The organism is Methanoculleus chikugoensis, from assembly GCF_019669965.1.
In the GTDB taxonomy this organism is placed as follows: Archaea; Halobacteriota; Methanomicrobia; order Methanomicrobiales; family Methanoculleaceae; genus Methanoculleus; species Methanoculleus chikugoensis.
Window position 1 is genome coordinate 1,654,866 of sequence record NZ_AP019781.1, and the last position, 24,559, is coordinate 1,679,424.

General features: G+C 59.2%; 29 protein-coding genes and 1 tRNA gene. 15 read left to right on the top strand and 15 right to left on the bottom strand.

The features are described 5' to 3' along the window. Positions 1-193 precede the first annotated feature (193 nt). The gene (locus MchiMG62_RS08335) at positions 194-790 is read right to left on the bottom strand and encodes an NTP transferase domain-containing protein (RefSeq protein WP_221056564.1); all 597 of its coding nucleotides are present in this window, start codon (positions 788-790) and stop codon (positions 194-196) included. Beyond that, positions 778-1,776 (bottom strand): pyridoxal phosphate-dependent aminotransferase, encoded by a 999-nt coding sequence (locus MchiMG62_RS08340; protein ID WP_221056565.1) that lies wholly within the window; start codon positions 1,774-1,776, stop codon positions 778-780. Before MchiMG62_RS08340 ends, MchiMG62_RS08335 begins: the two co-directional genes overlap by 13 nt. 197 nt (positions 1,777-1,973) lie before the next feature. Between MchiMG62_RS08340 and MchiMG62_RS08345 the strand changes: the two genes are divergently transcribed. The 4 genes from MchiMG62_RS08345 to MchiMG62_RS08360 all read left to right on the top strand — a co-directional run bounded on the left by MchiMG62_RS08345 (position 1,974) and on the right by MchiMG62_RS08360 (position 5,693). Continuing rightward, a complete protein-coding gene (locus tag MchiMG62_RS08345; RefSeq protein ID WP_067073974.1) occupies positions 1,974-2,153 on the top strand; it encodes a ribbon-helix-helix domain-containing protein in 180 nt (59 codons plus the stop codon). Positions 2,154-2,164: 11 nt separating this feature from the next. Continuing rightward, entirely contained in the window at positions 2,165-3,292 is a 1,128-nt protein-coding gene (ftsZ, locus tag MchiMG62_RS08350; protein ID WP_221056566.1) for a cell division protein FtsZ, read from the top strand. A gap of 360 nt (positions 3,293-3,652) precedes the next feature. Then, positions 3,653-4,513 (top strand): coiled-coil protein, encoded by an 861-nt coding sequence (locus MchiMG62_RS08355; RefSeq protein ID WP_221056567.1) that lies wholly within the window; start codon positions 3,653-3,655, stop codon positions 4,511-4,513. A gap of 55 nt (positions 4,514-4,568) precedes the next feature. Continuing rightward, a complete protein-coding gene (locus MchiMG62_RS08360) occupies positions 4,569-5,693 on the top strand; it encodes a DUF373 family protein (protein ID WP_221056568.1) in 1,125 nt (374 codons plus the stop codon). 335 nt (positions 5,694-6,028) lie between these two features. On the opposite strand, the gene MchiMG62_RS08365 is transcribed toward MchiMG62_RS08360, so the two are convergent. The 9 genes from MchiMG62_RS08365 to MchiMG62_RS08405 form a co-directional block, all read right to left on the bottom strand. Beyond that, positions 6,029-6,472, bottom strand: coding sequence for a hypothetical protein (locus MchiMG62_RS08365; RefSeq protein ID WP_221056569.1), 444 nt, complete (start codon positions 6,470-6,472; stop codon positions 6,029-6,031). Positions 6,473-6,704: 232 nt separating this feature from the next. After that, positions 6,705-6,980 (bottom strand): DNA-binding protein Alba, encoded by a 276-nt coding sequence (albA, locus tag MchiMG62_RS08370; RefSeq protein ID WP_074369882.1) that lies wholly within the window; start codon positions 6,978-6,980, stop codon positions 6,705-6,707. Between the two features lie 13 nt (positions 6,981-6,993). Then, positions 6,994-8,010, bottom strand: coding sequence for an aspartate-semialdehyde dehydrogenase (asd, locus tag MchiMG62_RS08375; protein WP_221056570.1), 1,017 nt, complete (start codon positions 8,008-8,010; stop codon positions 6,994-6,996). Between the two features lie 47 nt (positions 8,011-8,057). Further along, positions 8,058-8,231 carry a 4Fe-4S binding protein gene (locus MchiMG62_RS08380; RefSeq protein WP_054847238.1) on the bottom strand — a complete coding sequence of 58 codons (174 nt, stop codon included), beginning with the start codon at positions 8,229-8,231 and terminating at the stop codon, positions 8,058-8,060. 61 nt (positions 8,232-8,292) lie between these two features. After that, a complete protein-coding gene (gene dapB / locus MchiMG62_RS08385; RefSeq protein ID WP_221056571.1) occupies positions 8,293-9,051 on the bottom strand; it encodes a 4-hydroxy-tetrahydrodipicolinate reductase in 759 nt (252 codons plus the stop codon). Then, a complete protein-coding gene (gene dapA, locus MchiMG62_RS08390) occupies positions 9,044-9,919 on the bottom strand; it encodes a 4-hydroxy-tetrahydrodipicolinate synthase (RefSeq protein ID WP_221056572.1) in 876 nt (291 codons plus the stop codon). The genes dapB and dapA overlap by 8 nt, the downstream gene beginning before the upstream one ends. Before the next feature lie 10 nt (positions 9,920-9,929). Next, the gene (locus MchiMG62_RS08395; RefSeq protein ID WP_054847239.1) at positions 9,930-10,118 is read right to left on the bottom strand and encodes a 30S ribosomal protein S17e; all 189 of its coding nucleotides are present in this window, start codon (positions 10,116-10,118) and stop codon (positions 9,930-9,932) included. Between the two features lie 12 nt (positions 10,119-10,130). Next, a complete protein-coding gene (locus MchiMG62_RS08400; protein ID WP_244987641.1) occupies positions 10,131-10,682 on the bottom strand; it encodes a thiamine-phosphate synthase family protein in 552 nt (183 codons plus the stop codon). 40 nt (positions 10,683-10,722) lie between these two features. Further along, positions 10,723-11,271 (bottom strand): HD domain-containing protein, encoded by a 549-nt coding sequence (locus MchiMG62_RS08405; RefSeq protein ID WP_221056573.1) that lies wholly within the window; start codon positions 11,269-11,271, stop codon positions 10,723-10,725. A 91-nt stretch (positions 11,272-11,362) separates the two neighbouring features. Here MchiMG62_RS08405 and MchiMG62_RS08410 point away from each other — a divergent pair, with 91 nt between their 5' ends. Then, complete coding sequence (locus MchiMG62_RS08410; protein WP_244987642.1) at positions 11,363-11,545, top strand: hypothetical protein; 183 nt, start codon at positions 11,363-11,365, stop codon at positions 11,543-11,545. Here the strand turns inward: MchiMG62_RS08410 and priL are convergent. Beyond that, the gene (gene priL / locus MchiMG62_RS08415) at positions 11,542-12,546 is read right to left on the bottom strand and encodes a DNA primase regulatory subunit PriL (protein ID WP_221056575.1); all 1,005 of its coding nucleotides are present in this window, start codon (positions 12,544-12,546) and stop codon (positions 11,542-11,544) included. The genes MchiMG62_RS08410 and priL overlap by 4 nt on opposite strands. Continuing rightward, positions 12,546-13,289, bottom strand: a complete 744-nt coding sequence (locus tag MchiMG62_RS08420; protein WP_221056576.1) for a DNA polymerase sliding clamp — start codon at positions 13,287-13,289, stop codon at positions 12,546-12,548. The genes priL and MchiMG62_RS08420 overlap by 1 nt, the downstream gene beginning before the upstream one ends. 232 nt (positions 13,290-13,521) lie before the next feature. On the opposite strand from MchiMG62_RS08420, the gene MchiMG62_RS08425 reads away from it, so the two are divergent. From MchiMG62_RS08425 to MchiMG62_RS08440, 4 genes are all read left to right on the top strand, one after another. Then, on the top strand, positions 13,522-14,133 hold the full coding sequence (locus tag MchiMG62_RS08425; protein ID WP_221056577.1) for an RlmE family RNA methyltransferase: 612 nt from the start codon (positions 13,522-13,524) through the stop codon (positions 14,131-14,133). After that, positions 14,111-14,989 carry a GTP 3',8-cyclase MoaA gene (moaA, locus tag MchiMG62_RS08430; RefSeq protein WP_221056578.1) on the top strand — a complete coding sequence of 293 codons (879 nt, stop codon included), beginning with the start codon at positions 14,111-14,113 and terminating at the stop codon, positions 14,987-14,989. Before MchiMG62_RS08425 ends, moaA begins: the two co-directional genes overlap by 23 nt. A gap of 276 nt (positions 14,990-15,265) precedes the next feature. Further along, positions 15,266-15,775, top strand: coding sequence for a hypothetical protein (locus MchiMG62_RS08435; protein ID WP_221056579.1), 510 nt, complete (start codon positions 15,266-15,268; stop codon positions 15,773-15,775). 12 nt (positions 15,776-15,787) lie between these two features. Beyond that, positions 15,788-16,954: a M20 family metallopeptidase gene (locus MchiMG62_RS08440; RefSeq protein WP_221056580.1), complete on the top strand. Its 1,167-nt coding sequence runs from the start codon at positions 15,788-15,790 to the stop codon at positions 16,952-16,954. Between the two features lie 113 nt (positions 16,955-17,067). On the opposite strand, the gene MchiMG62_RS08445 is transcribed toward MchiMG62_RS08440, so the two are convergent. Then, positions 17,068-18,051, bottom strand: a complete 984-nt coding sequence (locus MchiMG62_RS08445) for a lysylphosphatidylglycerol synthase transmembrane domain-containing protein (protein WP_221056581.1) — start codon at positions 18,049-18,051, stop codon at positions 17,068-17,070. Between the two features lie 279 nt (positions 18,052-18,330). On the opposite strand from MchiMG62_RS08445, the gene MchiMG62_RS08450 reads away from it, so the two are divergent. Together MchiMG62_RS08450 and wecB are read left to right on the top strand one after the other, a co-directional pair. Next, on the top strand, positions 18,331-19,062 hold the full coding sequence (locus tag MchiMG62_RS08450) for a glycosyltransferase (RefSeq protein ID WP_221056582.1): 732 nt from the start codon (positions 18,331-18,333) through the stop codon (positions 19,060-19,062). 66 nt (positions 19,063-19,128) lie between these two features. Next, positions 19,129-20,208, top strand: a complete 1,080-nt coding sequence (gene wecB, locus MchiMG62_RS08455) for a non-hydrolyzing UDP-N-acetylglucosamine 2-epimerase (protein ID WP_221056583.1) — start codon at positions 19,129-19,131, stop codon at positions 20,206-20,208. Positions 20,209-20,282: 74 nt separating this feature from the next. Here the strand turns inward: wecB and MchiMG62_RS08460 are convergent, their stop codons facing one another. Continuing rightward, positions 20,283-21,806, bottom strand: coding sequence for a glycosyltransferase family 39 protein (locus MchiMG62_RS08460; protein ID WP_244987643.1), 1,524 nt, complete (start codon positions 21,804-21,806; stop codon positions 20,283-20,285). Positions 21,807-22,171: 365 nt separating this feature from the next. Between MchiMG62_RS08460 and MchiMG62_RS08465 the strand changes: the two genes are divergently transcribed. From MchiMG62_RS08465 to MchiMG62_RS08480, 4 genes are all read left to right on the top strand, one after another. After that, the gene (locus tag MchiMG62_RS08465) at positions 22,172-22,804 is read left to right on the top strand and encodes a hypothetical protein (protein ID WP_221056585.1); all 633 of its coding nucleotides are present in this window, start codon (positions 22,172-22,174) and stop codon (positions 22,802-22,804) included. A gap of 141 nt (positions 22,805-22,945) precedes the next feature. Next, positions 22,946-23,017: transfer RNA gene (locus tag MchiMG62_RS08470), tRNA-Arg, on the top strand. Positions 23,018-23,620: 603 nt separating this feature from the next. Continuing rightward, positions 23,621-24,286, top strand: a complete 666-nt coding sequence (locus MchiMG62_RS08475; protein ID WP_221056586.1) for an NADH-quinone oxidoreductase subunit I — start codon at positions 23,621-23,623, stop codon at positions 24,284-24,286. Between the two features lie 52 nt (positions 24,287-24,338). Next, positions 24,339-24,527: a hypothetical protein gene (locus tag MchiMG62_RS08480; protein WP_074369900.1), complete on the top strand. Its 189-nt coding sequence runs from the start codon at positions 24,339-24,341 to the stop codon at positions 24,525-24,527. Positions 24,528-24,559: the final 32 nt, after the last annotated feature.

The window sequence follows — 24,559 nt, forward strand, 5'->3', positions numbered from 1 at the left end:
GTGCGGGTATTCCAGCAGCAGATGGCAGCACGGACGCGACTTTGATCGTGAGAAACCTGGAATGCTTCAAGACGTGAGGGAAAGCGAACGTGAGCACCGCAAGGTGCGGGGAAAGGAGTTCGAGCACCGCCGGGTGCGAAGGAGCGTTACTCCGAACTAACCTGTTCTTCGTGTTTCCGAAGCCCTATGCACTTCACTTCCGGCAGAGGTACTTCTGCACCAGCGCCAGTTCCTCGCGGGTGTTGACGTTGAAGGCAAGCCGTCTGTCGCGCAGGAGAAGTTGCAACTCGTCCTGTGCCGCACCGGAATCGCCCGCCGTCAGGATGTTGATCCCGGCGGGGCAGGCCGGGATACCGTCGACCGCTTCCGTGTACCGGGTGCGGCAGCCGTGCTCCTCGCAGAGGTCTCGGGGCACCCACGTCGAGCATGCCGGCGTTCCCGCCCGGCGCCAGGCGTCCTCGACGGCGGTGACGATATCGGGCGCAAGACAGGGGAGGTCGGATACGCAGGTGAAGAAGGGCGTTCCTTCTTCCTCCAGGTCCGCCGCAGCGGCGTTGATGTCTTCGATGTAGCCGAGCCCCTCCGCTTCGTACAGGCCGACCCCCTGCGCCCGGCACCAGTTCTTGGTGAACGGCGTCCGGTACGAGGCGACCACGACCACCTCGTGGCCTGCGGCCGTGAAGGCGTCGGTGACGTAAGAGAGCATCGGCCGGCCGCAGATGGTGACCAGGGGTTTCTCACCCATCCGGAGACGGGTACCTCGCCCCCCGGCCATGATCAGGGCAAGCATGCTTCGAGCGCCTCAATGAGTTGCCTGTTCTCCTCGTGGGTCCGGACGGCCACGCGGATGTGCCGGGGGAGCCCGAACGACCGGCAGTCCCGGACAAGAAGGCCGCGGGAGAGGAGCCGCCCAACGAGCACCTCCGCCTCCATCGGGACTTCAATAAGGATATAGTTCGCAGAGGGGGGCGCATAGCCGAGATTGAGAACATCCAGGCGGCTGCAGAGCCAGGCACGCTCCCGGGCAATCCGCTCCCGCGACTCCTCAAGGAGGTCGTAGTGCCGGAAAGCCTCGATCGCGAACGACTCGGCGAACGCGTTCACCGTCCAGGGAAGGCGCACCGTCTCCACCCTCTCGATGAGCTCGGGCGCGCCGAAGGCGTAGCCGAACCGGATGCCCGGCACGGCGAAGCTCTTCGTGAGGGAACGCAACAGAAAGAGGTTCTCGTGGGAGACGTCGACAACGCTCTGGGCCGGGTCGGAGAGTTCAATGAAGGCTTCGTCGAGGAAGAGGCACGCTCCCCGGCCGGCGACCCCCTCAAGCAACCGGAGGACTTCCACCCGGGTCAGAAGTTTCCCGGTGGGGTTGTTCGGGTTGCAGAGGAACCGAACGGCAGCCCCGTTCTCATCCGCCGTACACCGGGCACCGGCAAGCCTCACCGACACCCCGTACTCGGCAAACGTCGGCGACTCGACATAGGCGGCATCACCGGTCCCGAGCACGGCAGAACAGAACGCGCGAATCAACTCGACGGAACCGTTGCCGACGGCGACCTCTGCGGCATCGCGCCCGAATGTTCTGCCTATTTCCTCTTTGAGCGTCACATACCGGTCGTCGGGGTAATCTTTCAGCGCCGAAACGTCCGGAATCCAGGGGATATCCGGAGGATACGGATTCACGTTAGCACTGAAATCAAGCAGCTCGCCCATCTCCCGGGTGCGGTGCCAGCGCACCCGGCCGCCATGTTCCGCCCTTTCGGGGAGATTATCTCTCATATTCGTGGCAACTCTTTGAGGATACGTTGTCGGCTGCTATCCATAAAACCGTTATGTCGGGCAGAATTTCATACCGATAGATATATATACCATCCGGATATTATTATGCCTTATCTGATGCAGTCAGACGAAAAGGTTACGATTGTCTGACAAATGGCCGACAAGGGGCAGCCACATGTCAGATATGAGTGATTGAAATGATGGATCGGATAACAATCAGATTGCCACGGCAACAGGTCGAGATGCTCGAGAGGCTGGTGGAAGCCGGCGAATTCCCCACAGTATCGGAGGCTGTGCGGTATTCGGTCAGGGCGCTTCTTGAAAGGCATGGAAACCGTGTTCTACGTGAGGCCGACCAGATTTCATTCAAAGTTTAGGAGGTATATTGATGCAGACGATCATCAACGAAGCGTTAAGACACGCCGAACGTGAGAAGTACCTGAAGACGGACATGGCAGATGGCGAAGATGACATCATCGGCCAGCCACGCATTGTCATCGTAGGATGCGGCGGTGCGGGCAACAACACCGTCAACCGGCTGTACCACATGCAGGTCAGCGGTGCGGAGACAATCGCGATCAACACGGACAAGCAGCACCTGGACATGATCCAGGCCGACAAGAGAGTTCTTGTCGGCAAATCGCTCACCAAAGGCCTTGGAGCCGGCGGGTTCCCCGACGTCGGCAGGCGTGCAGCCGAGATGGCCCGGCCCACCCTGGAGAACCTCCTCTGCGACGCCGACCTCGTCTTCATCACCGCAGGTATGGGCGGAGGCACCGGTACGGGCACCGCCCCGGTCGTCGCGCAGATCGCAAAGGAGCAGGGCGCCATCGTCGTCGGCATGGTCAGCTACCCCTTCCAGGTCGAGAAAGCCCGGCTTCTCCGCGCGGAAGAGGGGCTTGAACAGCTCTCGTCCGCTGCCGACTCGGTGATCGTGCTCGACAACAACCGCCTCATCAAGTACGTGCCGAACCTCCCGCTCGGCCAGGCGTTCTCGGTCATGGACCAGCTCATCGCGGAGACCGTCAAGGGCATCAGCGAGACGATCACGGAGCCTTCTCTCATCAACATCGACTACGCCGACGTGCGTGCCATCATGAGCAAGGGAGGCGTCGCCGTGATGCTCGTCGGCGAGAGCAAGCAGCAGAACAAAGCCGAGAGCGTCGTTCACGAGTGCCTCAACCACCCCCTGCTGGACATCGACTACCGCGGAGCAACGGGCAGCCTCATCCACATCACGGGCGGAAACGACCTGACCCTCCAGGACGCCGAAGAGATCGCAAGCTCCCTGACCTACGAACTCGACCCCCACGCGGACGTCATCTGGGGGGCGCGGGTGAACAGCGAGTACGAAGGAAGAGTTCGTGTCATGGCAGTCATGACCGGCGTGAAAAGTGCACAGATCCTCGGAAGCCACCGCGCCTACGAACCCGCGACCCAGCGGTCCGGCGCACCTGCCAACAGGCGCATGGCCAGGGACGCCCCGAGCGGGGGCGGCCTCATAGACTTCCTCTAAAATCCCCTACCCTCTATCATACCTTTCTTAAATCGGAATCGTTTCACGGAGGCGCCCTCCATGCTTCTACGAAATACTTAAGAGCACAGATGACGTTTGAATTATAGACGTTCTTGTATAATCCCTCCAGCACGGGGTGTATTGTGCAGGGCATAGATCCACCGGATCTGCGATTGCCAAAGTACCGGGGTTGAACACATGAGCAGACAGATGAACGACGGTCTCGATCACCGAGTCCGGGAAGCGTCTTTTCTTGTGGTGTGGCCGCTACACGAGCCTCCGGCATCCTGCAGCACACAGGAGCGGCCTTTTGCTGGCGGGGATATGAGACAGGTACCGAATGTCGAGGATTGGTAAAGAATGCTGAACGATCTGATTGAAAAGAGAAAAAAGGTCCTTGCGGAGTCTGAACAGCACAAAGACCGGCGAAACGAGCTGAACGCGCTTGCCAGCAAAAACGCCAGGGAACGCAACACGTTGAATGGCCAGACCCGCGAGTTCGTCGAGGAGGCGCAACAGCACAAGGAGCAGCGGGATAAGATCAACGAAGAAGTCCAGGCGCTGAAAGACCAGAGAAACGATTACAACGACAAGGCAAACGCGCTCTTCGAGGAGATCGAGTCCTTCAAGAGAGAGCACGGCAACCTCCAGAACCGGGGCATCAAGGAACTGCAGAAGCAGATCGAGCACCTGGAGTTCAAGCAGCAGACCGAGGTCTACAGCACCGATAAGGAACGTGAGCTGATCGAGAAGATCAAGCAGCTCAAGGCGGCGGCGAAGGACCAGGAGGCCGAGCTCGAACAGAACAAAGAGATGCGGACGAAGCTTACCGACGCCCGCGAGTTTCGCAGACTGGCGTCCGAGATCCACAAGGATGTCACCGAGAAGGCCGAAGCCGCACAGCAGCACCACGACCTGATGGTGGAGTCTTACAGGAAGGCCGACAAGTCCCGCGAAGAGGCCGATCAGGCCCACCAGCAGTTCGTCGAGGCCCAGGAGGCTGCGGACGAAGAGCACAAGCAGTTCATCGCCTGCCAGAAGGAGCTCCGTGACTACGACAAGGTTATCTCGGGTCTCCGGAAGAAGACCAAGAAGACCAAAGTCACCAAAGAGCAGAAGGCCGTCCGGAAAGAGGCGGAACGTGTCTTCCAGCAGTTCCGTGACGGTGAGAAGATCACCACCGACGATCTGCTCCTGCTTCAGCGTGCAAAACTCATCTAATACTTTTTTACCGCGCCGCAAATCATTTAATAGATCTGAGGCGATGTTCTATTGAATGGCAAAAGAGCGGACGCTCGTCCTCTGTGTCGATCGCGATGACGATCTCGGGTTTAAAGCCGGGATCGATGGCCCCATCGTGGGCAGGGAGGCATGCCTCCATGCGGCGACCTCGCTCGCCCTGGTCGATCCCGAGGACTCCGACGTCAACGCGATCTTCGAGACGATCAAACTCCACGACGAACTTACCGGGAAAGGGGAAGAGGTCGCCGTCGCCGTCATCTGCGGCAACCATATGAACCTGCTCGAGGGTGATCGGCGGGTAGCGTCCAGTCTCGACGCAATCCTCTCCGCAACGGGTTCCACATCCTGCATCATCGTGACGGACGGAGCCGAGGACGAGTACGTCCTCCCCATCATCCAGTCCCGGGTGCCGGTCAGCAGCGTGCGGAGAGTCGTGGTCAACCAGATGCCGAACCTCGAGGGGACGTATTATATCTTACGGCGTCTGCTCGACGACCCGAAGGTTTCGAAGATCGTGCTTGTCCCGGTCGGTCTCGCGATGCTCCTCTATGCCGTGGGATACCTCCTCGGGTACCCCGAGGGTGCGACCATCGTCGTCGTCGGCGTCATCGGCACCTACCTGCTCTTCAAGGGCATCGGAATAGACGAGGTCTTCGGTTACCTGATTACCTCGCTGAAAGCATCGCTCCACGGCGGGAGGTTCACGTTCGTCTCCTACATCGCTGCGATACTCCTCGGTATCGTCGGGATTATCCTCGGGCTCATAAGCCTCCTCGAATACTACTCCCCGTTCGGCATCGTCATCCAGGTGCTCGCGTTCATCTACGGTGCCGTCGCCTGGTTCACCGCCGCCGGCCTCGTGGCATCGGTGGGAAAGATCATCGACGTCTTCTTGAACGAACGCGAAGCCATCCAGCGGGTGATTGCCCTGCCGTTCTTCGTTCTGGCGATCGGGGCCATCGCCTACGGGGCAAGCATCTACATCCTCTCGATCAGCAGCGAGATCTCCGGGTTCCCCATAACGAGTACGAGCGGTGCGCTGTATATCCTCTTCGCGATAATCGGAGGGCTCTTCTGCGCCTTTTTCGGCGTATACCTCCAGTCGTTCCTGGGCCGCTGGGTCGACGAACGCGAACCGGTCGCGAACCAGTCGCACTGAAGAGACGTGGCGGCGCCCGATCACCTTTCAGAACCCAGGTTCTCCCCGTCTTGCGGGAGATTCCCGCCCCTCACTTCTCGACGACATAGCGGATGAAGCGTTTCGGCCTGATAACGACCGCAGTTGTAGACGGCACTCATCGGGCTGTGTGACGATGCCAGACGCCCCGGATCGTCCCTGCCGCGAGGCAGCAGCGGCCCCAAAAGACTCTCAATTCACCCGCCACACCCACCGCGCCCTTACGGGGATCGGGCCGCTGCCGCAGGCGTGAGCACGGCCGTAACGCCGTACTCGAAAGACCTGAAGGTAGCGTCAAAAGTCCGGCTTACCGACGATCAGGCAAAATAGCCGAATCCATCGGGGAATTCGCTGACGTTCTCGTAGTGTTTGACGTCCTGAGAGGTAACGACGGTGAGCGAGGGCACGACCACGCCGAACCGGTGAGCGGGGAACCAGTACGACCCCTGCCCGTAGTCGTTCGATGCATCTTTCACGCGCACCTCGATGCGCTCGAGATCGAGATACTGAACGCTGGCGTTGTTGAAGTTCAGTATCTCGAGTGCTTTCTGCCTCAGATCGGATTTCCCAATGAGGAGAACGAGGAACCCGATGCCGTCGTCTATCGTATAGTTCATGGTGACGACGGCATCCGCCTTCTCCAGCCGGACGGTGACGTCTTTGACGGTGATGTAACTGTACCGCTCCTCGCCCGCCGCCACCGCGGGAGCAATGAGAGCAGCCACCAGCAGCAGCGCCATGCCGACCGCCAACCGTTTCATGGTATAGCGTATATAGAGCGGCTCATAAAGCCTTTATGGTCGATCCGCACCAAATCGGCCGCATACACGACCGTCTGACGGATAGGGCGCGCAAGAGAGGTTTTTCCGGAGCGCCGGATGCCGCCGGCGCACCGTGCGGGAGCATCCGCGAGAATAACTCCCGAAGGGAGAGATTCCATCGACATCCGACCGCTACGCTCTCCCCACGGGTATCAAAAAGTGCTTCGGGATCTCACTTCGCATGAGCGAGGACAATCTCGATGCTTGATACGTTAGTCTTACCGGTATCGGTGTCGATCATCTCGGTCGACGTAAAGATCTCTTTTTTGTCCACGTTTGCAAGGAACCGGTTGAGCGCGATCTCCGCCGTATCGACCGCACGTGAAATTGCCTTCCCCCGGGCCTTAATCGCGACTTCCTCCGCTCCGTTATTGAACTGAGTGACCACCGCAAGCACGTAGTTCATGACAGGTTTGTTTCCTACGAATACTGTGTTGTCCTTTATCATTAGCCCACCTCGTCTAAAGGTACTTCTTCGAGCATATCAGTTCTGCGTTGAGGACGGATGCGCCTGCGGCCCCACGGATAGTGTTGTGACCGAGCGCAACGAACCGTAATCCTTCACGGATTCTCCCGACCGACACCGTCATGCCTCGCCCGCGGTTACGGTCGAGCCGTGGCTGCGGACGGTCGGGCAGGTCGAGGAACTCAACGGCCTTCTCCGGCTGTAAGGGTAGATTGTTGAAGGGTGACTTAAAGTTTGCGTAAACTTTTTTCACCTCGGCAACCGGCTCCTTCACGTCGATCCAGACCGCAATGGTATGCCCGTCGATGACAGGAACCCGGTGGCAACTTGCGCTCACGCTGAACGGAGCCGGAGTCACCTCGGAACCGTCAAACGATCCCATGATCTTCAGCGTCTCGATCTCCATCTTCTCCTCTTCGGAGCCGATGTAGGGAACGACGTTATCATAGATGTCCATAGCGGAGACGCCGGCAAACCCGCCCCCGGAGATAGCCTGCATGGTCGCCACGCGCACGTCATGGAACTCGAACGATCTCAAGGGTGCAAGGGCCAGCGCAAGGACGATCGTCGAACAGTTCGGGTTCGTCACGATGAATCCCTCACGCCCGCGATCCCGCTGGACGTCGATCAGACCGAGGTGATCCGGGTTGACCTCCGGGATCACCAGCGGAACGTCCGCATCCATACGGTGCGACCGGGCGTTGCTGCAGACGCCGATACCCGCATCAGCGATCTCCGTCTCAAGAGACGCCGCCACCTCGGGAGGGAGCGCCGAGAAGACGAGATCGCAGTCCTTCAGGCTCTCGACGGTTGTGGGAGTGACGACGATATCGCTGACATTGTCCGGGTACGGCGCATCGAGGCGCCAGTTGACCACTTTGCCGTACGGTTTTCCCGCACTCCGCTCAGATGCGGTCAGCGTCTGAAGATGAAACCAGGGATGATCCGCCAGCAACTGAACAAAGCGCTGTCCTACCGCTCCTGTGGCACCAAGCACTCCTACATTGATCATAGACAAAAATATCTGTAGTGTAGGAGGTATTAAAAGAGTTGGTTTCTTTACTCCATGGAGATCGCTTCTGACGGGCACTCGTCGACGCAGGTCTCGCAATCGACGCAGAGATCGATGTCGACCTTCGCCTTCCCGTCTTCCATAGTGATGGCGGAAGCCGGACAGACATCCACGCAGGTTTCACAACCGGTACACTTTTCAATATCAACAACTGCTGCCAATTTGATTCCTCCGAATGTACATAGTTTACAATCGCATCAAAAATAAATTTCGCTTTCCTTATCACAGCCCGAGGACATCCTGCATACTATAGATGCGCGGTTCCCTGCCGACGACCCAGCGTGCGGCCCGGACGGCGCCCTGAGCGAAGACCGCCCGGTCGTAGGCCCGGTGGGAGACCTCGATGCACTCGAAGTTCCCGGCAAAGAGGACGGAGTGATCGCCGACGATATCGCCGCCGCGGACGACGTGGACGCCGATTTCGCCTTTCCGCTCGGCCTCGCCGACACGGCCGTAGACTTTTTCGCGGCTTCCGAGTTCCTGGTCGAGGATCTCGAGGATGGTCTTTGCCGTGCCGCTCGGGGCGTCCTTCTTGTAGCGGTGATGGGCTTCGGTGACCTCGATGTCATAGTCACCGAGCTCGCGTGCCGCTTCCCGCACGAGTTTCCAGAAGATGTTGACGCCGACGGAGAAGTTGCTCGATATCACCGCCGGGACGGTTCCTTCGACGGCGCTCGCGATCGTCGTCCGCTGCTCGGGGGAGAACCCCGTCGTCCCGACGACGAGCGCCACGTCGTTTCGGGCGGCGGCTTTGATGTTCTCGACCGCAGCGGCCGCAACGGTGAAGTCGATCAGGACGTCGGGCTTCTTCTCGTTCAGGAACGCATCTATCTTCCCCGCCGGGACGACCTCAGTCCCGAACAGCGTTCCTTCCCGTATATCGATGCCGCCGACCAGCTCCATGTCGGGGGCTTCATCGACGATCCGGCCGATGTTGGTGCCCATACGCCCCAGGGCACCGGATACGACTACCTTAACCATGGTTTACCAGCACCTTCCTCAGTTGTTCCGTCTTTGCTTCGTCAAGTTCGTCGAGCGGCAGCCTGACCGGTCCCGCGGCCATCCCGATGAGCTCCACCGCCTTCTTCACGGGGATGGGGTTCGTGTCCACGAACATCGCCCGCATGAGGGGAGCAAGTTCATAATGCAGAACCCGTGCGCGGGCAAGGTCGCCGGCCCGGAAGGCCTCGTACATCTCCACCATCCGGCGGGGGTCGACGTTTGCCGTCACCGATATCACGCCTGTGCCCCCTATGGCGAGGACGGGCATGGTCATTGCATCGTCCCCGGAGATCACGCTGAACTCCTCGTCCTGCGTCTCCTCGATGATGCGGGAGATCTGGGTGATGTCGCCGCTCGCCTCCTTGATCCCGACGATGTTCGGGTGTCTCGCGAGCTCGGCCACCAGGTCGGGCTGGAGGTTCTGCCCCGTCCGGCCCGGGACGTTGTAGAGGACGATCGGGAGATCAAGGTCGGCGAGCTTCGTGAAGTGCTTGATGAGCCCGGAGCGGTTCGGTTTGTTGTAGTACGGGCTGATGACGAGCGCGCCGTCCGCACCCACGTCCTTCGCCGACCGGGTCAGGCGAACGGCCTCCTCCGTGTTGTTCGAACCCGTCCCGGCAAGCACCGGCACCCGTCCGTCGACGACCTCGACGGTCTTACCGATCACCAGTTCGTGCTCCTCGAACGTGAGCGTCGCGGACTCGCCGGTCGACCCGCAGGGCACGATACCGTGAACCCCGCGCTGCAGGAGTGATTCTATGTTGGACTGCAATCCTTCAATATCGAGACCCGCCCTCGAGTCCCGGTAAAAAGGGGTAATGATTGCCGGAAGGATTCCCTCAAACATATAGTTTGGTTTAACGCTTCCTGGTATTTATCTTTCTTGAGATGTACCCGGCAACCCGGTTCCGGACGGTCTTGCTGTCAATCATGGCAACTTCGGCGACCGCGTGTTTATTCTCTTCAAAGTCTCCGCTGAATCTGCTGCGGTGCTTGACGATCAGTTCTTCGCCGAGGTTCTTGATGTATGACGGTTTTATTCCCATGTGGACCTACCCTTACAATTGTGCATAGGTAATGCGATTCGACAGTTTAAGAATATTTTGTGCGACCGTGACCGGATCTTCCCCAAGAACCCGGATCATCGGCTCTTTCCCCACGGCCCCCCGGTCATAGATGACGTCGGGCACGCCCTCCCGGCAGCAGGAGGCGACTCCCCAGTCCATCGTCTGCACGCCCGGCGGTTCGTTCTCCCGGTCGAACGAGCAGACCTCGAAGAGGAGGTTATCGAGCTCCGGGAGGATTGCTTCCGAGAAACGGATGTTCGCGGCGCTCCGGATGCGCGGGTCGAAACGCATGGCCGTAATGACGATCCGGGCCACGTGGTCGCTTGCCCCGAACGCGATCTCCCCGACGGGGTGCACCGCTTCGCCGAGCCTGACGATCCGGCCGAGGACTCCCGCCACATCGTCTTTGCTCCGCGCATCGGGCAGGGCGTAGCCGATGTTCATCCCGACCTCCGGGATGAGCCGGGCGTCCATCCGCTCAACCAGGAGCGCTACGGCCTCTTCCAGACGATCGACAACCTTCTCGCGCTCTTCCTGCATCATACCTTCTATCCTCGGTCCGGGAGTCATATATGGATTGCGCTCAGCCGAGACCTACATCGCCGCGGACCTCCGCGAGCCCCTCGATCGCGAGGCGGTAGAACGTCTCCATGTCCATCAGGGATTCAATCATCCGGATCCTCTCGCGCTCGCAGCCGGCGGCAAACGACTTCTCCTTGAACTTCTTCTTCACCGTCCGGGGGGTGACCTCGTCGATCGCCCCGCCTTTCACCAGGGCGCAGGCGATGATCAGGCCCGAGGCGCTGTCCGCCGCCTGGAGCGCAACCTCGACCGGCCGGACATAATCCCCAAAGAGCATGTGGTTGTGGCGCCTGACGACATCCGCGATCTCTTCCGGGACACCGTTCTCGACGAGTATCCGGTAGCCCTCGACGCCGTGCCGCTCCATATCCCCGCCGACGACGTCGTAGTCGATGTCGTGCAGAAGGCCGATGACCTCCCATGTCGCGGCATCCTCGCCGAGCTGCTCCGCGACCTTCCTCATGATGGCGGCCGTGGCATGGCTATGTATGATATGGGATGGCGACGTCACGTAACGCCGGAGCAGGGCCAGTGCCCCGTCTCTCTCCATAAGCGTGGGATTGTCGGTCGACCCGGATAAGCGTGTGGGTCGCCCCCACCCTATGGATAGAGATATACCTGCACGTACCCCACCTGTTTACATGAATCTACGGGTTCTTGAGGTGCTGGCCGCATTCGGGTGTCTTGCACTGTTTGTCGTGCTGCTGGTGACGCTGCCCGATCTTATGGTAGAGATGAAGGGGTTTGCATACGTCGCCGCACTGGTCGCCTTCATCGCCGCGCTCAGTATCGCCGGCTACCTGATCGATAAAAAGGTCGCTTAACTCCGTTTTTTCTTTATATTTTTCTTGAACCGGTAGTAACTCAGCGGATGGTTGACCCGTTCGCAGTCTTTGTCCCGGTTGGCGCAAAGCCCGAACGTGCGCATGGTGGCGCATGACGGCGGGGTATACTCGGTGCCGCCCCGGCCGGAGATGTGCTCCACCTGGTACATCGTCATATCCGGGTCGAAGTCCGGAGCGCGCGCGAATACGTCCGCTATCTGGGCGACGTTCAGCCCGATGGTGTGGAGGAACGCCGTGATGGCGAACCGACCCATGTGCGTCAGGTTCGTTCCCGCGGTGATCGCCTGGATGAGCGCGCCGATGCAGGGCGGGAACGCCTCCTCCCTGACCTCGCCGAACTGCTCGAGGGCCTGCTGCTGCTGCAGCGCGGCAATCTCGCCTGTAACCGGCGCGAGACGTTCGCAGATCCCCCCCGGAACCCGGAGCGGCAACTGGTCGGCGATGATCGCCCGGATCCGTTCCCGGATAAGTTCATCGATCTCGCCCGCCTCAAGGTTCACGCCTCCCTGCCGGACCTCCCGGTTGACGAGCCGCCACCGCTTGTCGCGCAGGTGCGGAACCAGTTCGACGTACCGGGTGACCGGCATTGAAACCGCCCGGGTATCGATGCCGACACTCTTGGCAACGAACCGCCGTATCTCCGGCTCTTCGGCCGCGAGGAAGAAGGATGCGCTTTCGGCCTCGTAGCGGGCAAGGCGGTCGATGAGCGACCGGTCGCCGATGCAGGAGACGAGCATCCGGGCAAGCGCGTAGCTCGCGATCTCGAGTTCGGGCTTGAGGTTCCGGGTATCTTCGTCCCCGAACTCCTTTTTGAACGTGACCGCGGCAACGACCCGCTCCTTTGCCCGCTCGAGTGCCGCGGCGCCCGGGCTGCCGGTAAGGAACTCTTCGAGCGACTCAACGTGCCGGCGGGCCAGCTGCTGCGATTCTTTCAAAAAGGGGTATTTGATGAGTTCTTTGCGGTCGAGTACAATATCCATCAATCGGCCTCGATCCGAGGAGCAAGGAGGTACTCGACGCGGCCGTTGCCGTCCGCAATGTCAAAGACAAACCTTACCGGGTGATCGATGCCGAGGTAGACCTCCACCTCGTCCGCGCGCGCCATGACCCGGCCCATGTCCTTTAAGTAGTCGATCGAGAAGAGAGAGCGGGCCCGCACCGGGTTTAACGCGACGAGTTCATCCTCGCCGAGCGCGAGTTTGATGTGGTCGGTATCCCCCTCCGCCTCCATGTAGAAGGTCATGGCATCGGGGTCGATCCCGAGCGCGATCTTATCGGAGATGACGGCAGCGGCTTTGATGGCGTTGTTCAGCGCGTCGCCCGGGACGACCGCCTTGCCGGGGAGGTCGATTCCCGGAGGGTTCGGGTCTTTCCGGATGGTGTTGACGTCAAGGAGCGAGATGGAGTAGCGGTAGCCGCCGAAACTCAGTTCTAGTTTCCGCTCTTCGTCGAGCAGGTTCAGGGTCAGCGCGTCGCCCTTCCCCATCATCCCGATGATGTTCTTCATCTTTGCGATATCCAGACCCAGCTCCCCGGTCGTTGCCGAGAAAGAGTTGAACGCCGTGCTCTGGAGTTCCAGGGAGACCATGGCCACGTTTGCGGTATCGACGGAGCGTGTCCGGATCTGGTCCTCGGCCGTGTGCAGGCGGCATTCCGTCACCAGTGCGGCGATCGCATCGATGGATTCCCGAAATATTTCTGCGTCAATCGTTGCCTTTAACATTGTGACCCCTTATTAAACTCTCGTTGAAAGTATATAATCACCCTATTCATTATAGTGCTTTACGATCAAAATCGGCAAAAGGCTCATGACATCGGTCGCGGCAGACACCGATCGCCCGTACTCGGAACCGTATCATTGATGTTTAACAGCATCGAATACTATACATAATCTTCTTGATTGTGCCGGCGGTGCGGGCAGCCATCCGTCGACCTCAGGTGGAGGGTAGCTCCCAATGGGTTCTCAATGGACTAAAGACAGCGTCTATCGAAAGGCGATGAAAGCGGGATACCGGGCACGCGCCGCCTACAAACTGCTGGAGATCCAGCAGCGAAACGGCATCATCAGACCCGGCGACAACATCGTCGACCTCGGGGCGGCGCCGGGCAGCTGGCTGCAGGTGCTCCGCGACCTGACCGACGGGAAGGTCATCGGCGTGGATCTCAATCCCATCGCGCCCATGGAAGGCATCACCACCATCGTCGGGGACTTCACCGACCCTCTTGTTCAGGAGCGTATCCGCGAGGAGGCCCGCGGTGTCGTCAACGTCGTGGTCTCCGACGCCTCGCCGAAACTCTCCGGGCAGAAGAGTTACGACCAGGCCCGTGCAATCGGGCTCGGCGAGGACGCACTGGCGTTTGCCTGCACGATCCTGAAACCCGGCGGCAACATGGTGATCAAGTCGTTCCAGGGCGAGCTCTTCGGCGAACTGATTGCCGAGGTGAGGAAGCATTTCTATTCCGTCCGGGGCTACAGGACGAAGGCGTCGCGGAAAGGGAGTGCCGAGACCTATATTATTGCAAAAAATTTCAAAGGAACCTGCGATGGTGCTGAAAGACCCTTATAACCGAACCGTAACCAACCTCAGGATCAGCCTCACCCAGCGGTGCAACCTGCGGTGCATCTACTGCCACGCCGAGGGCGAGGTGAACCCGGAGGAGCAGATGAGTGCCGAGGATATCGCCGAGCTGATGCAGGTGGGCGTGCAGTTCGGGATCAGGAGCATCAAGTTCACCGGCGGGGAGCCGCTGCTCCGCCGCGACCTCGTCGATATCATCCGCTCGGTGCCGCCGGGAGTGGAGTCGTCCCTGACGACGAACGGAACGCTGCTTGCGGCGAAGGCCGCGGAGCTCAAAGAGGCCGGGCTTGCGCGGGTGAACGTCAGCCTCGACACCCTCCGCCCCGAGCGCTACCGGCAGATCACGGGCAAAGACTGCCTCGCGGACGTTCTTGAGGGGATCGACGCGGCGATCGAGGTCGGGCTGACTCCGGTCAAGCTCAACATGGTGCTCCTCGACGGCATCAACGAGGACGAACTGGACGACTTCATGGCGTTCGTCCGGAGCAAGCGCGACGTCATCCTCCAGGTCATCGAGCTGATGGAGTTCAACGAATGCAAGTTCCACGGAGACGTGGATGGCGTCGAGCAGGACCTGAACGAGCGGGCGAAACGGGTCGTCACCCGCCGGATGCACCACCGCAAGAAGTACTGCCTCGACGGCGCCGAGGTCGAGGTGGTGCGCCCGCTCCACAACACGGAGTTCTGCGCATTCTGCAACCGCCTGCGCGTGACCTCAGACGGGAAACTCAAGCCCTGCCTTCTCCGGAGCGACAACCTGATCGATATCCGGGGCAAGCACGGCAAGGAACTCGAAGATGCCTTCCGCGAAGCCGTCGGCAGGCGAAAGCCGTTCTTTACGTAAGCGATGTTCGGCCGCGATCGCGGCCGAACGGAGCTTGAGAAAATTGCGCAGCAATTTTCGATGCGCGACTGGCCGAAGGGCAGGAGCGTGAGCACCGGAGGTGCGAAGGCGATGTTCGGTCTTTTCGAACTCCGGCCCTGTGACCCGTCATTACTCGAAGACCTTCGGCCATCTCACACTCCGATTCGGTAGAACAGAGCCCCCACCGCCCCGTATCACCGCCATTGTTACCGGGAAGGAATACTTTTTGTACCTCTCTCCCCAATAGGAGAGAATATGCTGGAAATGAACGAGTACGTCCGCGTCATGCAGAAGTTGTACAGCAAATCGCTGATCCTGGAGAGCCCCGCCGAGTTCCATCCGGTCCTGCACTTCTACTTCACCGATGCCCTCGCCCACATCGACTACACGCTCAGCACGCTCGCCTACAACTACATGTCGCCCCGGAACATCATGAGCGTGGAATACATGCGGTGGCGTCTGGACGAGGAGAAGGTCGGCGACCGGGTGCACTTCCCCGGATTTATCAACTGGCTCAAAGAAGAGCAGCCGGAGAAGTACGAGGCGCTCCCGATGCTCTGGACCGGCGTCTACGACAACGACGACCCCGCTCATTACCGGAGTTTCCGGATCGTGCTCAACCCCGACGACAAGAGGGCGATCCCGGCCGATTACCTCTCGACGTTCATCGACGAGTTCTTCGACCCGAAGTTCATCAGACAGCTCTACAACACCTCGTCGCTTGCCCGGCTCTTCGACGAGTACGTCCGGAACAGACCGGCATAAGAGGACCGCTCTATGGATGTCGCCCGACTCGCTTCTGCACTCATCCAGATCAGGAGCGAGAACCCCCCGGGGAGCACGGCGGATGTCGTCGCGTTCATCGGGGAGTTCCTCGACTCCCTCGGGGTGAAGAACCGTATCATCTCGCATCCCGGCGGGCGGGAGAACCTCGTCACGACCGGGGCCGGTTCCCGGCTCCTCCTCTGCGGCCACGTCGACGTGGTCCCCGCCATCCCCGACGACTGGACGCACGACCCCCATAGCGGGGAGGTTGCCGACGGTTACGTCTGGGGAAGAGGCGCCACCGATATGAAAGGGGGATGCGCCGCCCTCCTTATCGCCTACCGCGACCTCATCGAGGGCGGGGTGGAGCCGGGTGTCCAGTTCGCCTTCGTCTGCGACGAGGAGACCGGGGGGGAGTACGGAATCCGGTCGCTGCTTGCACAGGGTCTGCTCGAACCCCGCGAATGCCTGATCGCCGAACCGACGCCGGAGACCAGCCCGGCGGTCGGCCAGAAAGGCCTCTACCGGGTCGATCTCTCCTTCCGCGGCAGGCCAGGCCACAGTTCCCTCTACCCCCTGGTCGGGAAGAGCGCCGTCATGGCGGCGTTCGATCTCATCGGCTACCTGCGGGAGGTTCACGCCCGCCAGTTCCCTGTCGGCGAAGACCTGCAGCCGCTCATCGACCAGTCCGCCCGGGTCTTCTCCGAGATCTTCGGGATCGCGGGAGGGGACGATATCCTCACGAGGGTGATGTTCAACCCGGGCCGCATCGAAGGCGGCGAGAAGGCGAACATCGTGGCGGAGCAGTGTCGGATGGAACTCGACATCCGGGTGCCGTGGGGCTGCTCCCTTGACGAACTCCGGAAGGGCATCGCCGAACATGCACCGGACGCCGTGATACGCGAGACGGACGTGGCCGAGCCGACCCTGACGCCTCCGGATGCCCGGATCGTCCGGACGGTCTCCCGCGAGGTGGAGCGGGTCTATGGGACGGTGACGCCGTTTCTCCAGTGGGCGGCAAGCGACGCGAAGTACCTTCGCGACGTGGGGTTCGACGTCGTTGAGTACGGTCCGGGGGAGATCCCGACGCTGCACGCGGTGGACGAGCGGGTTTCGTTAGAGCAGCTCGAGAAGGCGGTGGATGTCTACCGGGGGGTTATCCGGGCGTACTCGGGGTGACCCCCTCCCACTGACGCGGCGCACCCGGATCCCAACCCTGCTGCCCCCCCAATCCTCCATCTTCTCGTCTCGATCCAGTTGAGGAAGCAGTCGGATCCTGACCGCTCAGATCTTCATGCACCCTTGAGAGCATCGAAAGAGAGTTTCGAGAAGATGAAGCCCAGCACTAGGGCGAAATACATCGAGATCATGCGATCAACAAGGACGATAGCGATCGCCGTGACCGAGGGAACGCCCATGGCCGTGATGAAGTAGCTCAGCGAGCCCTCCATCGCCCCCACGCCGAGAGGTATCTGCGAGACAAGCCCGATAATGAAGGCAAGGCTCATCAAGATCGATAACTGAATCGGGTTTACGAGAAAGCCGAATGCCAGTGCTACACACCAGAGCCGGGCAAACTCCAGAACCAGTGAGAGCAGCGTTATCAGGAAGACTACCAAGATCTTGGAAAGCGGCATCTTCCGGATGTGCAGGTTGGGCTCCAGTTCTCTCTTCTCAATAGGCAGCCTGACCAGAACCTTCTCCGCCAGCCCCATGAAGAAATCTGCTTTGTAGTAGAGAACCAGCAACAGGAACAGCACCAGCAGAGTGAACTCGAGCACAATTACCGTCACGGCCTTGAGCTGGATCATGACGATGCCGGCAGCAACCAGGAAGAGGATGGTTAATTCGAAAAAACGCTCGTAAAAGAGCATGGATATCCCATCCAGAAACTGCACGCCGTACCTGCGGTTCATGAAGTACGCTTTGTAGAGGTCGCCGACCTTTCCGGGAGTAATATTCGCAAAAAACAGGCTGGATACACTCACCAAGGAGGCATCGTACCATGATATCTCTTGATAATAGTATCTGCTAAGGTACTTCCAGCGATAGACTTTCGATCCTATATTTGCAATAGAGAGCAGAAACGCCAGGGTAAACAGAGGAATGCTGATTGTTGTAATAATCCAGAGGTTGCCGATGATGCCTGACTGCAGGATGAAATATGCCAGGATCACGAGACCGATCAAGAGGAGCAGTAACTGAATGAATCCCTGGCGAGGTACGTGAAACTTCATGGCATCCTCAGGACTCCGGGGCTCTCTGGAGGTCGTCACCTAATTTCCTGCTCTCCGGCTGGCTGTACCTCACATCCAGAGAACATATCCCAGCCAGAGAAATTTCGGGATGCCCTCTCCGGGAACAGGATAGTTCAACGGGCATGGGTCATATACATTGTATGTCTCTTTGATACATTAAGCCAGCGGAGATATCCACCGAGAATCGGATTTTATGCATATCAACGCCTCTCCGTGTAAAAGCTATTCAATCGCCTAGGGTTTATCAGGTCAGGATGCCAATGATAATTAATCCATGCAGCTTACGGAGGATATCTGATGATCTCCATAGTCATTCCACTCTACAACGAGAGAGACAACATACTGACGTACAGGGATGAGCTTTTTCCAAAGATCGATCGTATTGCGGGTGCTACGGGGGAATCCTTCCAATATGTTATGGTTGACGATGGGAGTCGTGACGATACATATCCGTTGCTGCAGGGCCTCGCTCGCGAACGATCCGACGTTATCGCGGTGACCAATGGAACAAATAAAGGTATGGGAGCGGCGATAAAGCACGGCCTGCAGTACTGTAAAGGCGATCTTGTTGTAACCATGGACTCGGACCTCACTTTTCGCCCGGAGGATGTCGAAGCCCTTATCGCCGCATACCGGGCGTCGCATCCGGATTGCGTATCGGGATCTCCGTACCTCGAACAGGGATTAATGGAGGAGGTCAGTTTTATCCGGTTTCTGCCGAGCAAAGTAGTGAACACGCTGTACCAGATCCTGCTTGGTGCGAAAATCACCTGTGTAAGCCCCATCTTCCGGCTCTACAGGAAGGACGTCCTTGACGAGATACGCATACAGAGCAATAACTTTGAGATCAACGCCGAGATACTGGCCAAACTGATCCTGAACGGCAGATCGGTGGTGGAAGTCCCAGTCGTACTCCATACGCGCAGGTACGGCGAATCGAAGATCAACGTCAGCAAGGAGATCCGGAACCATGTGCGGCTTCTGACCAAGATCTTCAAGATTCGAGTTTTCAAAGGGAACTGGGACTGATGCGGATCGGATTTTGCGTCGGTCTCGCCGCACAACAAAAATCATGACACCCAGAGGTGATATAGCATGCACGTTGCTGTTGTTCTTGGAACCCGCCCCGAGATCATTAAGATGTCCCCCATCATCCGGTATTGCGAGGAACTCGACCTAGACTACTCTCTCATCCATACCGGCCAGCACTACTCGTATGAGATGGATGCAGCATTTTTTCACGATCTCGAACTGCCGAAACCCGGGCATAAGCTGAATGTAGGATCAGGGACGCATGCCGAGCAGACGGGTAAGATTATGGTCGGCCTGGAGCGCATCCTTATCCACGATAGACCCGACGTTGTGCTCGTACAGGGTGACACCAACACGGTTCTGGGTTCGGCGTTATCTGCTGCGAAGTTGAACGTAGACGTCGGGCATGTGGAAGCCGGATTACGGAGTTGGGATAGAACGATGCCTGAAGAGATTAACCGCATCCTAACAGACCATTTATCGAGATACCTGTTTGCCCCTACAGAGAAGGCACGGACCAACCTTCTGCAGGAGGGAATCGACGGGGAGAAAATTCGGGTAACTGGAAACACTGTCGTCGATGCGGTTCTTCAGAATATCGAGATTGCAGAGCAGCGATCGCACATTCTTCACGATCTCGATCTGGAACCGGGGAAATACTTTTTACTCACTGCTCATAGGCAGGAGAACGTCGACGATCGTGCGAAATTGGAGAACCTGATCGTTGCAATGCAGGATCTCTATTCGATCTACGGGCTCCCGATACTGTTCCCCGCGCATCCGCGTACATTGAAGCGCCTCAATGAGTTTGGCCTGCCAGTACCGGAGGGCGTATACGTACTCGAACCACAGGGATATCTGGAATTTCTGCTCTTAGAAAAATCCGCAAGGGCTATCCTGACGGACTCCGGCGGCATCCAGGAAGAGGCATGCATATTGCATGTTCCCTGCATAACGTTGCGGGAGAATACGGAACGGCCCGAGGCTCTTGATACTGGGGGAAACATCCTCGCAGGGACTGAACCCAAACGGATTTTACAGGCCGTGTCAACCACGCTGTCGACCGAGGCGACATGGATGAATCCTTTCGGTGACGGGCAGTCGGGTAAAAGGATTATAGAGGTGCTTCTCAGCGACCGATAGTGTCGCCCGCCGTTTTTCCCGGTCTATGTTTTTCACCGGCAGAGCCGCAGGGCGCAGTCATCGTAACCACCCCTCTAGGTCGACACAAAGAGATAGATCCCCCCACGCTGCCTGACGAACTCTGCATTTTCATTAAGCCAGTCCACCGCATCCCCGGTGGGGTCCACGGCAAAGATATCCCAGGTCACGATGTAGAACGCACGCTGTTCTGGATGCCAGTCCCGGATCGCCTCGAGATCCTTCCCGGTTGTCGCCCCGAGTTCGATGGTTCCGTCGGTTGCGTTGCTGTAGTAGTAGTCGAGCGGTTGCGCCATGTAGGACGGCAGCATGACGACAAGATCCCCTTCTCCGGTCATCTCGCCCAGTTCCATGGAGAATCCCCGCCAGTCGTTCTTCTGCAGTGTCGTGTAGTAGGTTGCAAGGAAGGGTGCGCTGACGAGAAACACCAGCGTGATAGCGAGATAGACCGCTCTCCTGTCCCTGACGAGGGCATGGAGTCCGGGATACGCCGACGCGATCCCGATGAAGTAGATAGGAAGGAGGAAGATAAGGTGGCGCGGGATCATCGGCATCCGTGAAGAGAGGATAAGGCTCGCCGCCAGCGGGAGAACCATCATGAAGACGAGGAGGAGCGCTTCGTTCCTGTCCTCGCGCCAGGTATAGGCGACGCCGAGCAGAAAGAGGAGGAGGAAGGGAACCATGATGAAGTCGCTGAACCCCGATATCTGCGAGAGGGTCATGTGGATGACGTCGAGTCCCTGCATGCCGAAGGTCGGGGTGGATGACGTCCTCGCCATGAAGAGGTTGAACGTGACGATGAGCAGGGGAAGGGTGGCAACGATGAAGGCAGCGAGCGCGAGGATGGGGCTCCTCACGTTCCTGACATCCTTTCGGATCTCGCCGACGCGGGTGACCAGGGCGTGGAGAACGAGGACAGCAACCGGCACGATGGCGTAGAAGTGCATCCAGAAGGCAATTGCGGAGAAGAAGCCGAAGAGAGCCCAGGAGCGGGTCTCGTTCGATCTGTTTGCCCGCACGTAAAAGAGTAGTGCGAAGGAGAAGAAGAAGAGCATCGGGGCGTATGCCCGGGCTTCCTGGGAGTAGAAGATATGAAAGGGCGAGAACGTGAGGAGGGCGGCGGCGATGAGCCCGACGTTCCTGTCCCGGAACTCAGAGCCGATGTAGTATATAACCGGGATCGTCAGGACGCCGAAGAGTGCGGGGAGAAACCGGAGCACGAACTCACTCTCGCCGAAGAAGAGCATGCCGTGTTCCAGCCAGTAGAAGAGCGGTGGGTTGAACTCGCCGCCAGCGGTGCTCCCCCATATGCCGAGGAGTGACTGCCGGGCAAATGTGAGGGTCGCAGCCTCGTCGAGCCAGAGCGAGTTGCCGGCGAGGTTATAGAACCGGAGGAGAAAACCGGCGAGTGTCAACCCAAGAAGAGTCTGGACATACCTGCTGGTTTTTATGGATGCCACAACGGTATCGAGGGCGGATGCACCCGGGCGTACCGAAGTGGAGATCCCTGAATCAAGATCCCTTCCGCCATCGTGCACGTCTGCCTTGCGTTTGGCCCGTTTCTCCTGCTTTTTACCCATCGTTATCATCAACCGTTGGCCATGGGTGCAGATATACGTTACTGGATTGATTTGATAATGGGATCCAGGTCTGGTGAGCATTCCTCCCCGAACACTGCATGTTACATCCGTTTGTGTATGCATTATATTCGAAATACAGCAGACATTTTTTGGTGGATATAAAAATCCTTTCCGGTAAATCTCCCCGGAAAAAAACACGACCATCCTCTTTGAGATGGCCCTTCAGAGGCCGGGTTGATATAATCCTTAATCCGGCTGGATTTCGGGCTACAACACCTGACTCAGATCCACATCTCCCGTATAAATTATTTCACCGAATATCCAAGAGTAAAAACATAAATATCCCCCTGCATAATCCCTCTACGATGAGCATGGTATATAAGTCGCTCTTTGCAGCTGCGGTGATGATCCTGGTTCTCGCATCCGCCGGGTGCACGGAGATGCCGACCGGCAACGATCCGGGCTGGTCCGGAAGCCTTTCACCGGAGGAGACGGCCGGAGAGGATGACGATCCCGGATACCTGACCCCGGCAACCCCGTATCCGACTGCAACAAGCGCTATGGCCGGCCCCACGCTCAGCAGACCGGCGGAGGTCCCACCGACGCCGGACCCCTACGTGACGCTCTACGACAGGACAACAGAGTTCGGTCCCGCTCACCCGAGAGACGCCTACTCCTTCAACCTGACCGCGCCCCCGCTCATCATCGAGTTCGATGTGGAGCCGAAGATGGTCACACGGGAGAAGCATACTACAAGCGATTACGGCAGCAAAAAGGACATAGTCGTCAAACAGGAATACCCGAGCGAGGATGCATGGTTTACGGTGACCGTCAGGGAGCGCGAGTCCGGCAAGATCGTGGCCGAGGACGGGTTCGGAAAAGGTTTCGGCACGGCGACCGATAAGCGGATCTACCTCGGCAAGTATGGGGACTACCTGATCGAGCTCTCCGGAAACGAAGTAAAGGTGCACGTAGAGATGCGCGCCGGGGGCGTGTAGCCTCGGGGGCAGGTCGTTGAACGGGTTTTTTCCGTCGAATTCCGGCATCTGCAGTCATTGCCATGGCGTTCTCATCGCCTGGTGAGCAATCCTTTTTAACCTGGAGAACCTAGTTACTAGGGGAAAGACACTTATTCTCGTGTCCCGGTAGGGTAGTGGATATCCTAGAAGCCTGCGGAGCTTTTGACCCGGGTTCAAATCCCGGCCGGGGCGCTTTTTGATTTTGTATTCTATTTATCATCGCAGCCAGAACCTGCAGATCTGTGCTCTTTCGGTCCTGACTTCGCACGCTGCCCCGTTTGCGCGCAGGTCCGGAAACCAACCGCGCACCCGGATCTCCCGGCCAGGAGACGCGCCCGGGCCGGAGGGGACAGTCCAGAACGGGACGCAGGCAGAAGGTAGTTGGCGACGGAGCAGAAACATCCGCCGGGCGTCCGAACTGCGGCTGAACGTGAGGCACGGCTGGACAGAAATACGGTGAACCTGCATGAGCGGTGGGAAAGGGCGGATACTGTCCGATCTCCCGTGACACCTACGGGAGGGTTCACGATTCGGGTCATCTCGCCGCAAAGCCTCTCCCTGACGGCGTAGCCTTCCCACTCTTCCTCCTGTTTGCACCGGACGGCGATCCGCAGCTTCCCCGGGCCGAATGCTCTCTGAAACGGGCACGATGATCCTTTCTGCCTCCATACTCTCAACGCCTCCAGGTGTCGTGCAGTCTACACACTCCCCCTCATACAAGCTGTTCCCGAGGCACTCTTTCGGCAGGCCGAACAACCACTCCCTTCTTCACCCCCCGCCCCAATACCACCTCCAATGCCCAACGACCGGGAGATCATCGGGGCGGCCATCCGAAAGGCCCGTGAACTCGGGGCGGACGTAGCAGGCGCCGTGGCGGCGGCACGGCTCATCGACTGCCCCTCGGCGGTCGTGGAAAAACGCCCGGGATCAGAGGAAGACCGGGGGACCTACATCGTCCTCGGCCTCTCCCACGACCCCGGGCACCCCGAACTCGACCTCTGGGAGCCGGGCCGGGGGACGCCCGGCGACCGGATACTCGGAAAGATCGGCAAAGAACTCGCCCGCTGGCTGCAGAAAGAGTACGGAACCAGCGCCCGACTTATCCCCTACCGGATCGAGGAGGGCGGGATCTACCTCAAAGACGCGGCCTCTCTGGCAGGGATTGGGCGGATGGGGAGGAGCAACCTCATCATCGTCCCGGGCTACGGGCCGCGGGTTCGGTTCCGGGCGGTATGGGCTGACCTGGACAGCCCGGATGTGGAACCGCCGGAGGGAGACGACCCCTGCACCGGCTGCGAGAACTCCTGCGCCCGCGCCTGCCCGATGGACGCCTTCTCCACCGGGAGATTTAGCCGGACGCGGTGCCTGGCACGGATGGACGCCGACAGGAACTCCGGGAGGGAACGGATCGACCACTGCCGGGCCTGCGAACTCGCCTGCCCCGCCGGAGACAAAGGGTAGATAATCCGGCGGGTAAAATACTCCGGGAGCCACCGAGGAGAGCCTGATCCGGGTGGAGCCGGACGCTGGAGAGGATATCATGAAGGTGCTCGTGAGAACCCCTGACGGGGCTGAAGAGGTCAGGGAAGTCGACTCCGAATGGGTCATCCCCGGCGACGTCCTGGACGACGGCTCGGTCGTCCTCGAACTCTGGGACGAACTCTCGGACGACGACTATCTGGCGATCGGCCTCTACGACTGAGCGGTGAGGCAGGGCGCAGAAGTGCCCGTTGC

Excerpts from the sequence above, each read along its gene's own strand:
- MchiMG62_RS08335 (WP_221056564.1), bottom strand. The coding sequence starts at position 790 with ATGCTTGCCCTGATCATGGCCGGGGGGCGAGGTACCCGTCTCCGGATG.
- MchiMG62_RS08340 (WP_221056565.1), bottom strand. The coding sequence starts at position 1,776 with ATGAGAGATAATCTCCCCGAAAGGGCGGAACATGGCGGCCGGGTGCGC.
- MchiMG62_RS08345 (WP_067073974.1), top strand. The coding sequence starts at position 1,974 with ATGATGGATCGGATAACAATCAGATTGCCACGGCAACAGGTCGAGATG.
- ftsZ (WP_221056566.1), top strand. The coding sequence starts at position 2,165 with ATGCAGACGATCATCAACGAAGCGTTAAGACACGCCGAACGTGAGAAG.
- MchiMG62_RS08355 (WP_221056567.1), top strand. The coding sequence starts at position 3,653 with ATGCTGAACGATCTGATTGAAAAGAGAAAAAAGGTCCTTGCGGAGTCT.
- MchiMG62_RS08360 (WP_221056568.1), top strand. The coding sequence starts at position 4,569 with ATGGCAAAAGAGCGGACGCTCGTCCTCTGTGTCGATCGCGATGACGAT.
- MchiMG62_RS08365 (WP_221056569.1), bottom strand. The coding sequence starts at position 6,472 with ATGAAACGGTTGGCGGTCGGCATGGCGCTGCTGCTGGTGGCTGCTCTC.
- albA (WP_074369882.1), bottom strand. The coding sequence starts at position 6,980 with ATGATAAAGGACAACACAGTATTCGTAGGAAACAAACCTGTCATGAAC.
- asd (WP_221056570.1), bottom strand. The coding sequence starts at position 8,010 with ATGATCAATGTAGGAGTGCTTGGTGCCACAGGAGCGGTAGGACAGCGC.
- dapB (WP_221056571.1), bottom strand. The coding sequence starts at position 9,051 with ATGGTTAAGGTAGTCGTATCCGGTGCCCTGGGGCGTATGGGCACCAAC.
- dapA (WP_221056572.1), bottom strand. The coding sequence starts at position 9,919 with ATGTTTGAGGGAATCCTTCCGGCAATCATTACCCCTTTTTACCGGGAC.
- MchiMG62_RS08395 (WP_054847239.1), bottom strand. The coding sequence starts at position 10,118 with ATGGGAATAAAACCGTCATACATCAAGAACCTCGGCGAAGAACTGATC.
- MchiMG62_RS08400 (WP_244987641.1), bottom strand. The coding sequence starts at position 10,682 with ATGATGCAGGAAGAGCGCGAGAAGGTTGTCGATCGTCTGGAAGAGGCC.
- MchiMG62_RS08405 (WP_221056573.1), bottom strand. The coding sequence starts at position 11,271 with ATGGAGAGAGACGGGGCACTGGCCCTGCTCCGGCGTTACGTGACGTCG.
- MchiMG62_RS08410 (WP_244987642.1), top strand. The coding sequence starts at position 11,363 with ATGAATCTACGGGTTCTTGAGGTGCTGGCCGCATTCGGGTGTCTTGCA.
- priL (WP_221056575.1), bottom strand. The coding sequence starts at position 12,546 with ATGGATATTGTACTCGACCGCAAAGAACTCATCAAATACCCCTTTTTG.
- MchiMG62_RS08420 (WP_221056576.1), bottom strand. The coding sequence starts at position 13,289 with ATGTTAAAGGCAACGATTGACGCAGAAATATTTCGGGAATCCATCGAT.
- MchiMG62_RS08425 (WP_221056577.1), top strand. The coding sequence starts at position 13,522 with ATGGGTTCTCAATGGACTAAAGACAGCGTCTATCGAAAGGCGATGAAA.
- moaA (WP_221056578.1), top strand. The coding sequence starts at position 14,111 with ATGGTGCTGAAAGACCCTTATAACCGAACCGTAACCAACCTCAGGATC.
- MchiMG62_RS08435 (WP_221056579.1), top strand. The coding sequence starts at position 15,266 with ATGCTGGAAATGAACGAGTACGTCCGCGTCATGCAGAAGTTGTACAGC.
- MchiMG62_RS08440 (WP_221056580.1), top strand. The coding sequence starts at position 15,788 with ATGGATGTCGCCCGACTCGCTTCTGCACTCATCCAGATCAGGAGCGAG.
- MchiMG62_RS08450 (WP_221056582.1), top strand. The coding sequence starts at position 18,331 with ATGATCTCCATAGTCATTCCACTCTACAACGAGAGAGACAACATACTG.
- wecB (WP_221056583.1), top strand. The coding sequence starts at position 19,129 with ATGCACGTTGCTGTTGTTCTTGGAACCCGCCCCGAGATCATTAAGATG.
- MchiMG62_RS08460 (WP_244987643.1), bottom strand. The coding sequence starts at position 21,806 with ATGGGTAAAAAGCAGGAGAAACGGGCCAAACGCAAGGCAGACGTGCAC.
- MchiMG62_RS08465 (WP_221056585.1), top strand. The coding sequence starts at position 22,172 with ATGAGCATGGTATATAAGTCGCTCTTTGCAGCTGCGGTGATGATCCTG.
- MchiMG62_RS08475 (WP_221056586.1), top strand. The coding sequence starts at position 23,621 with ATGCCCAACGACCGGGAGATCATCGGGGCGGCCATCCGAAAGGCCCGT.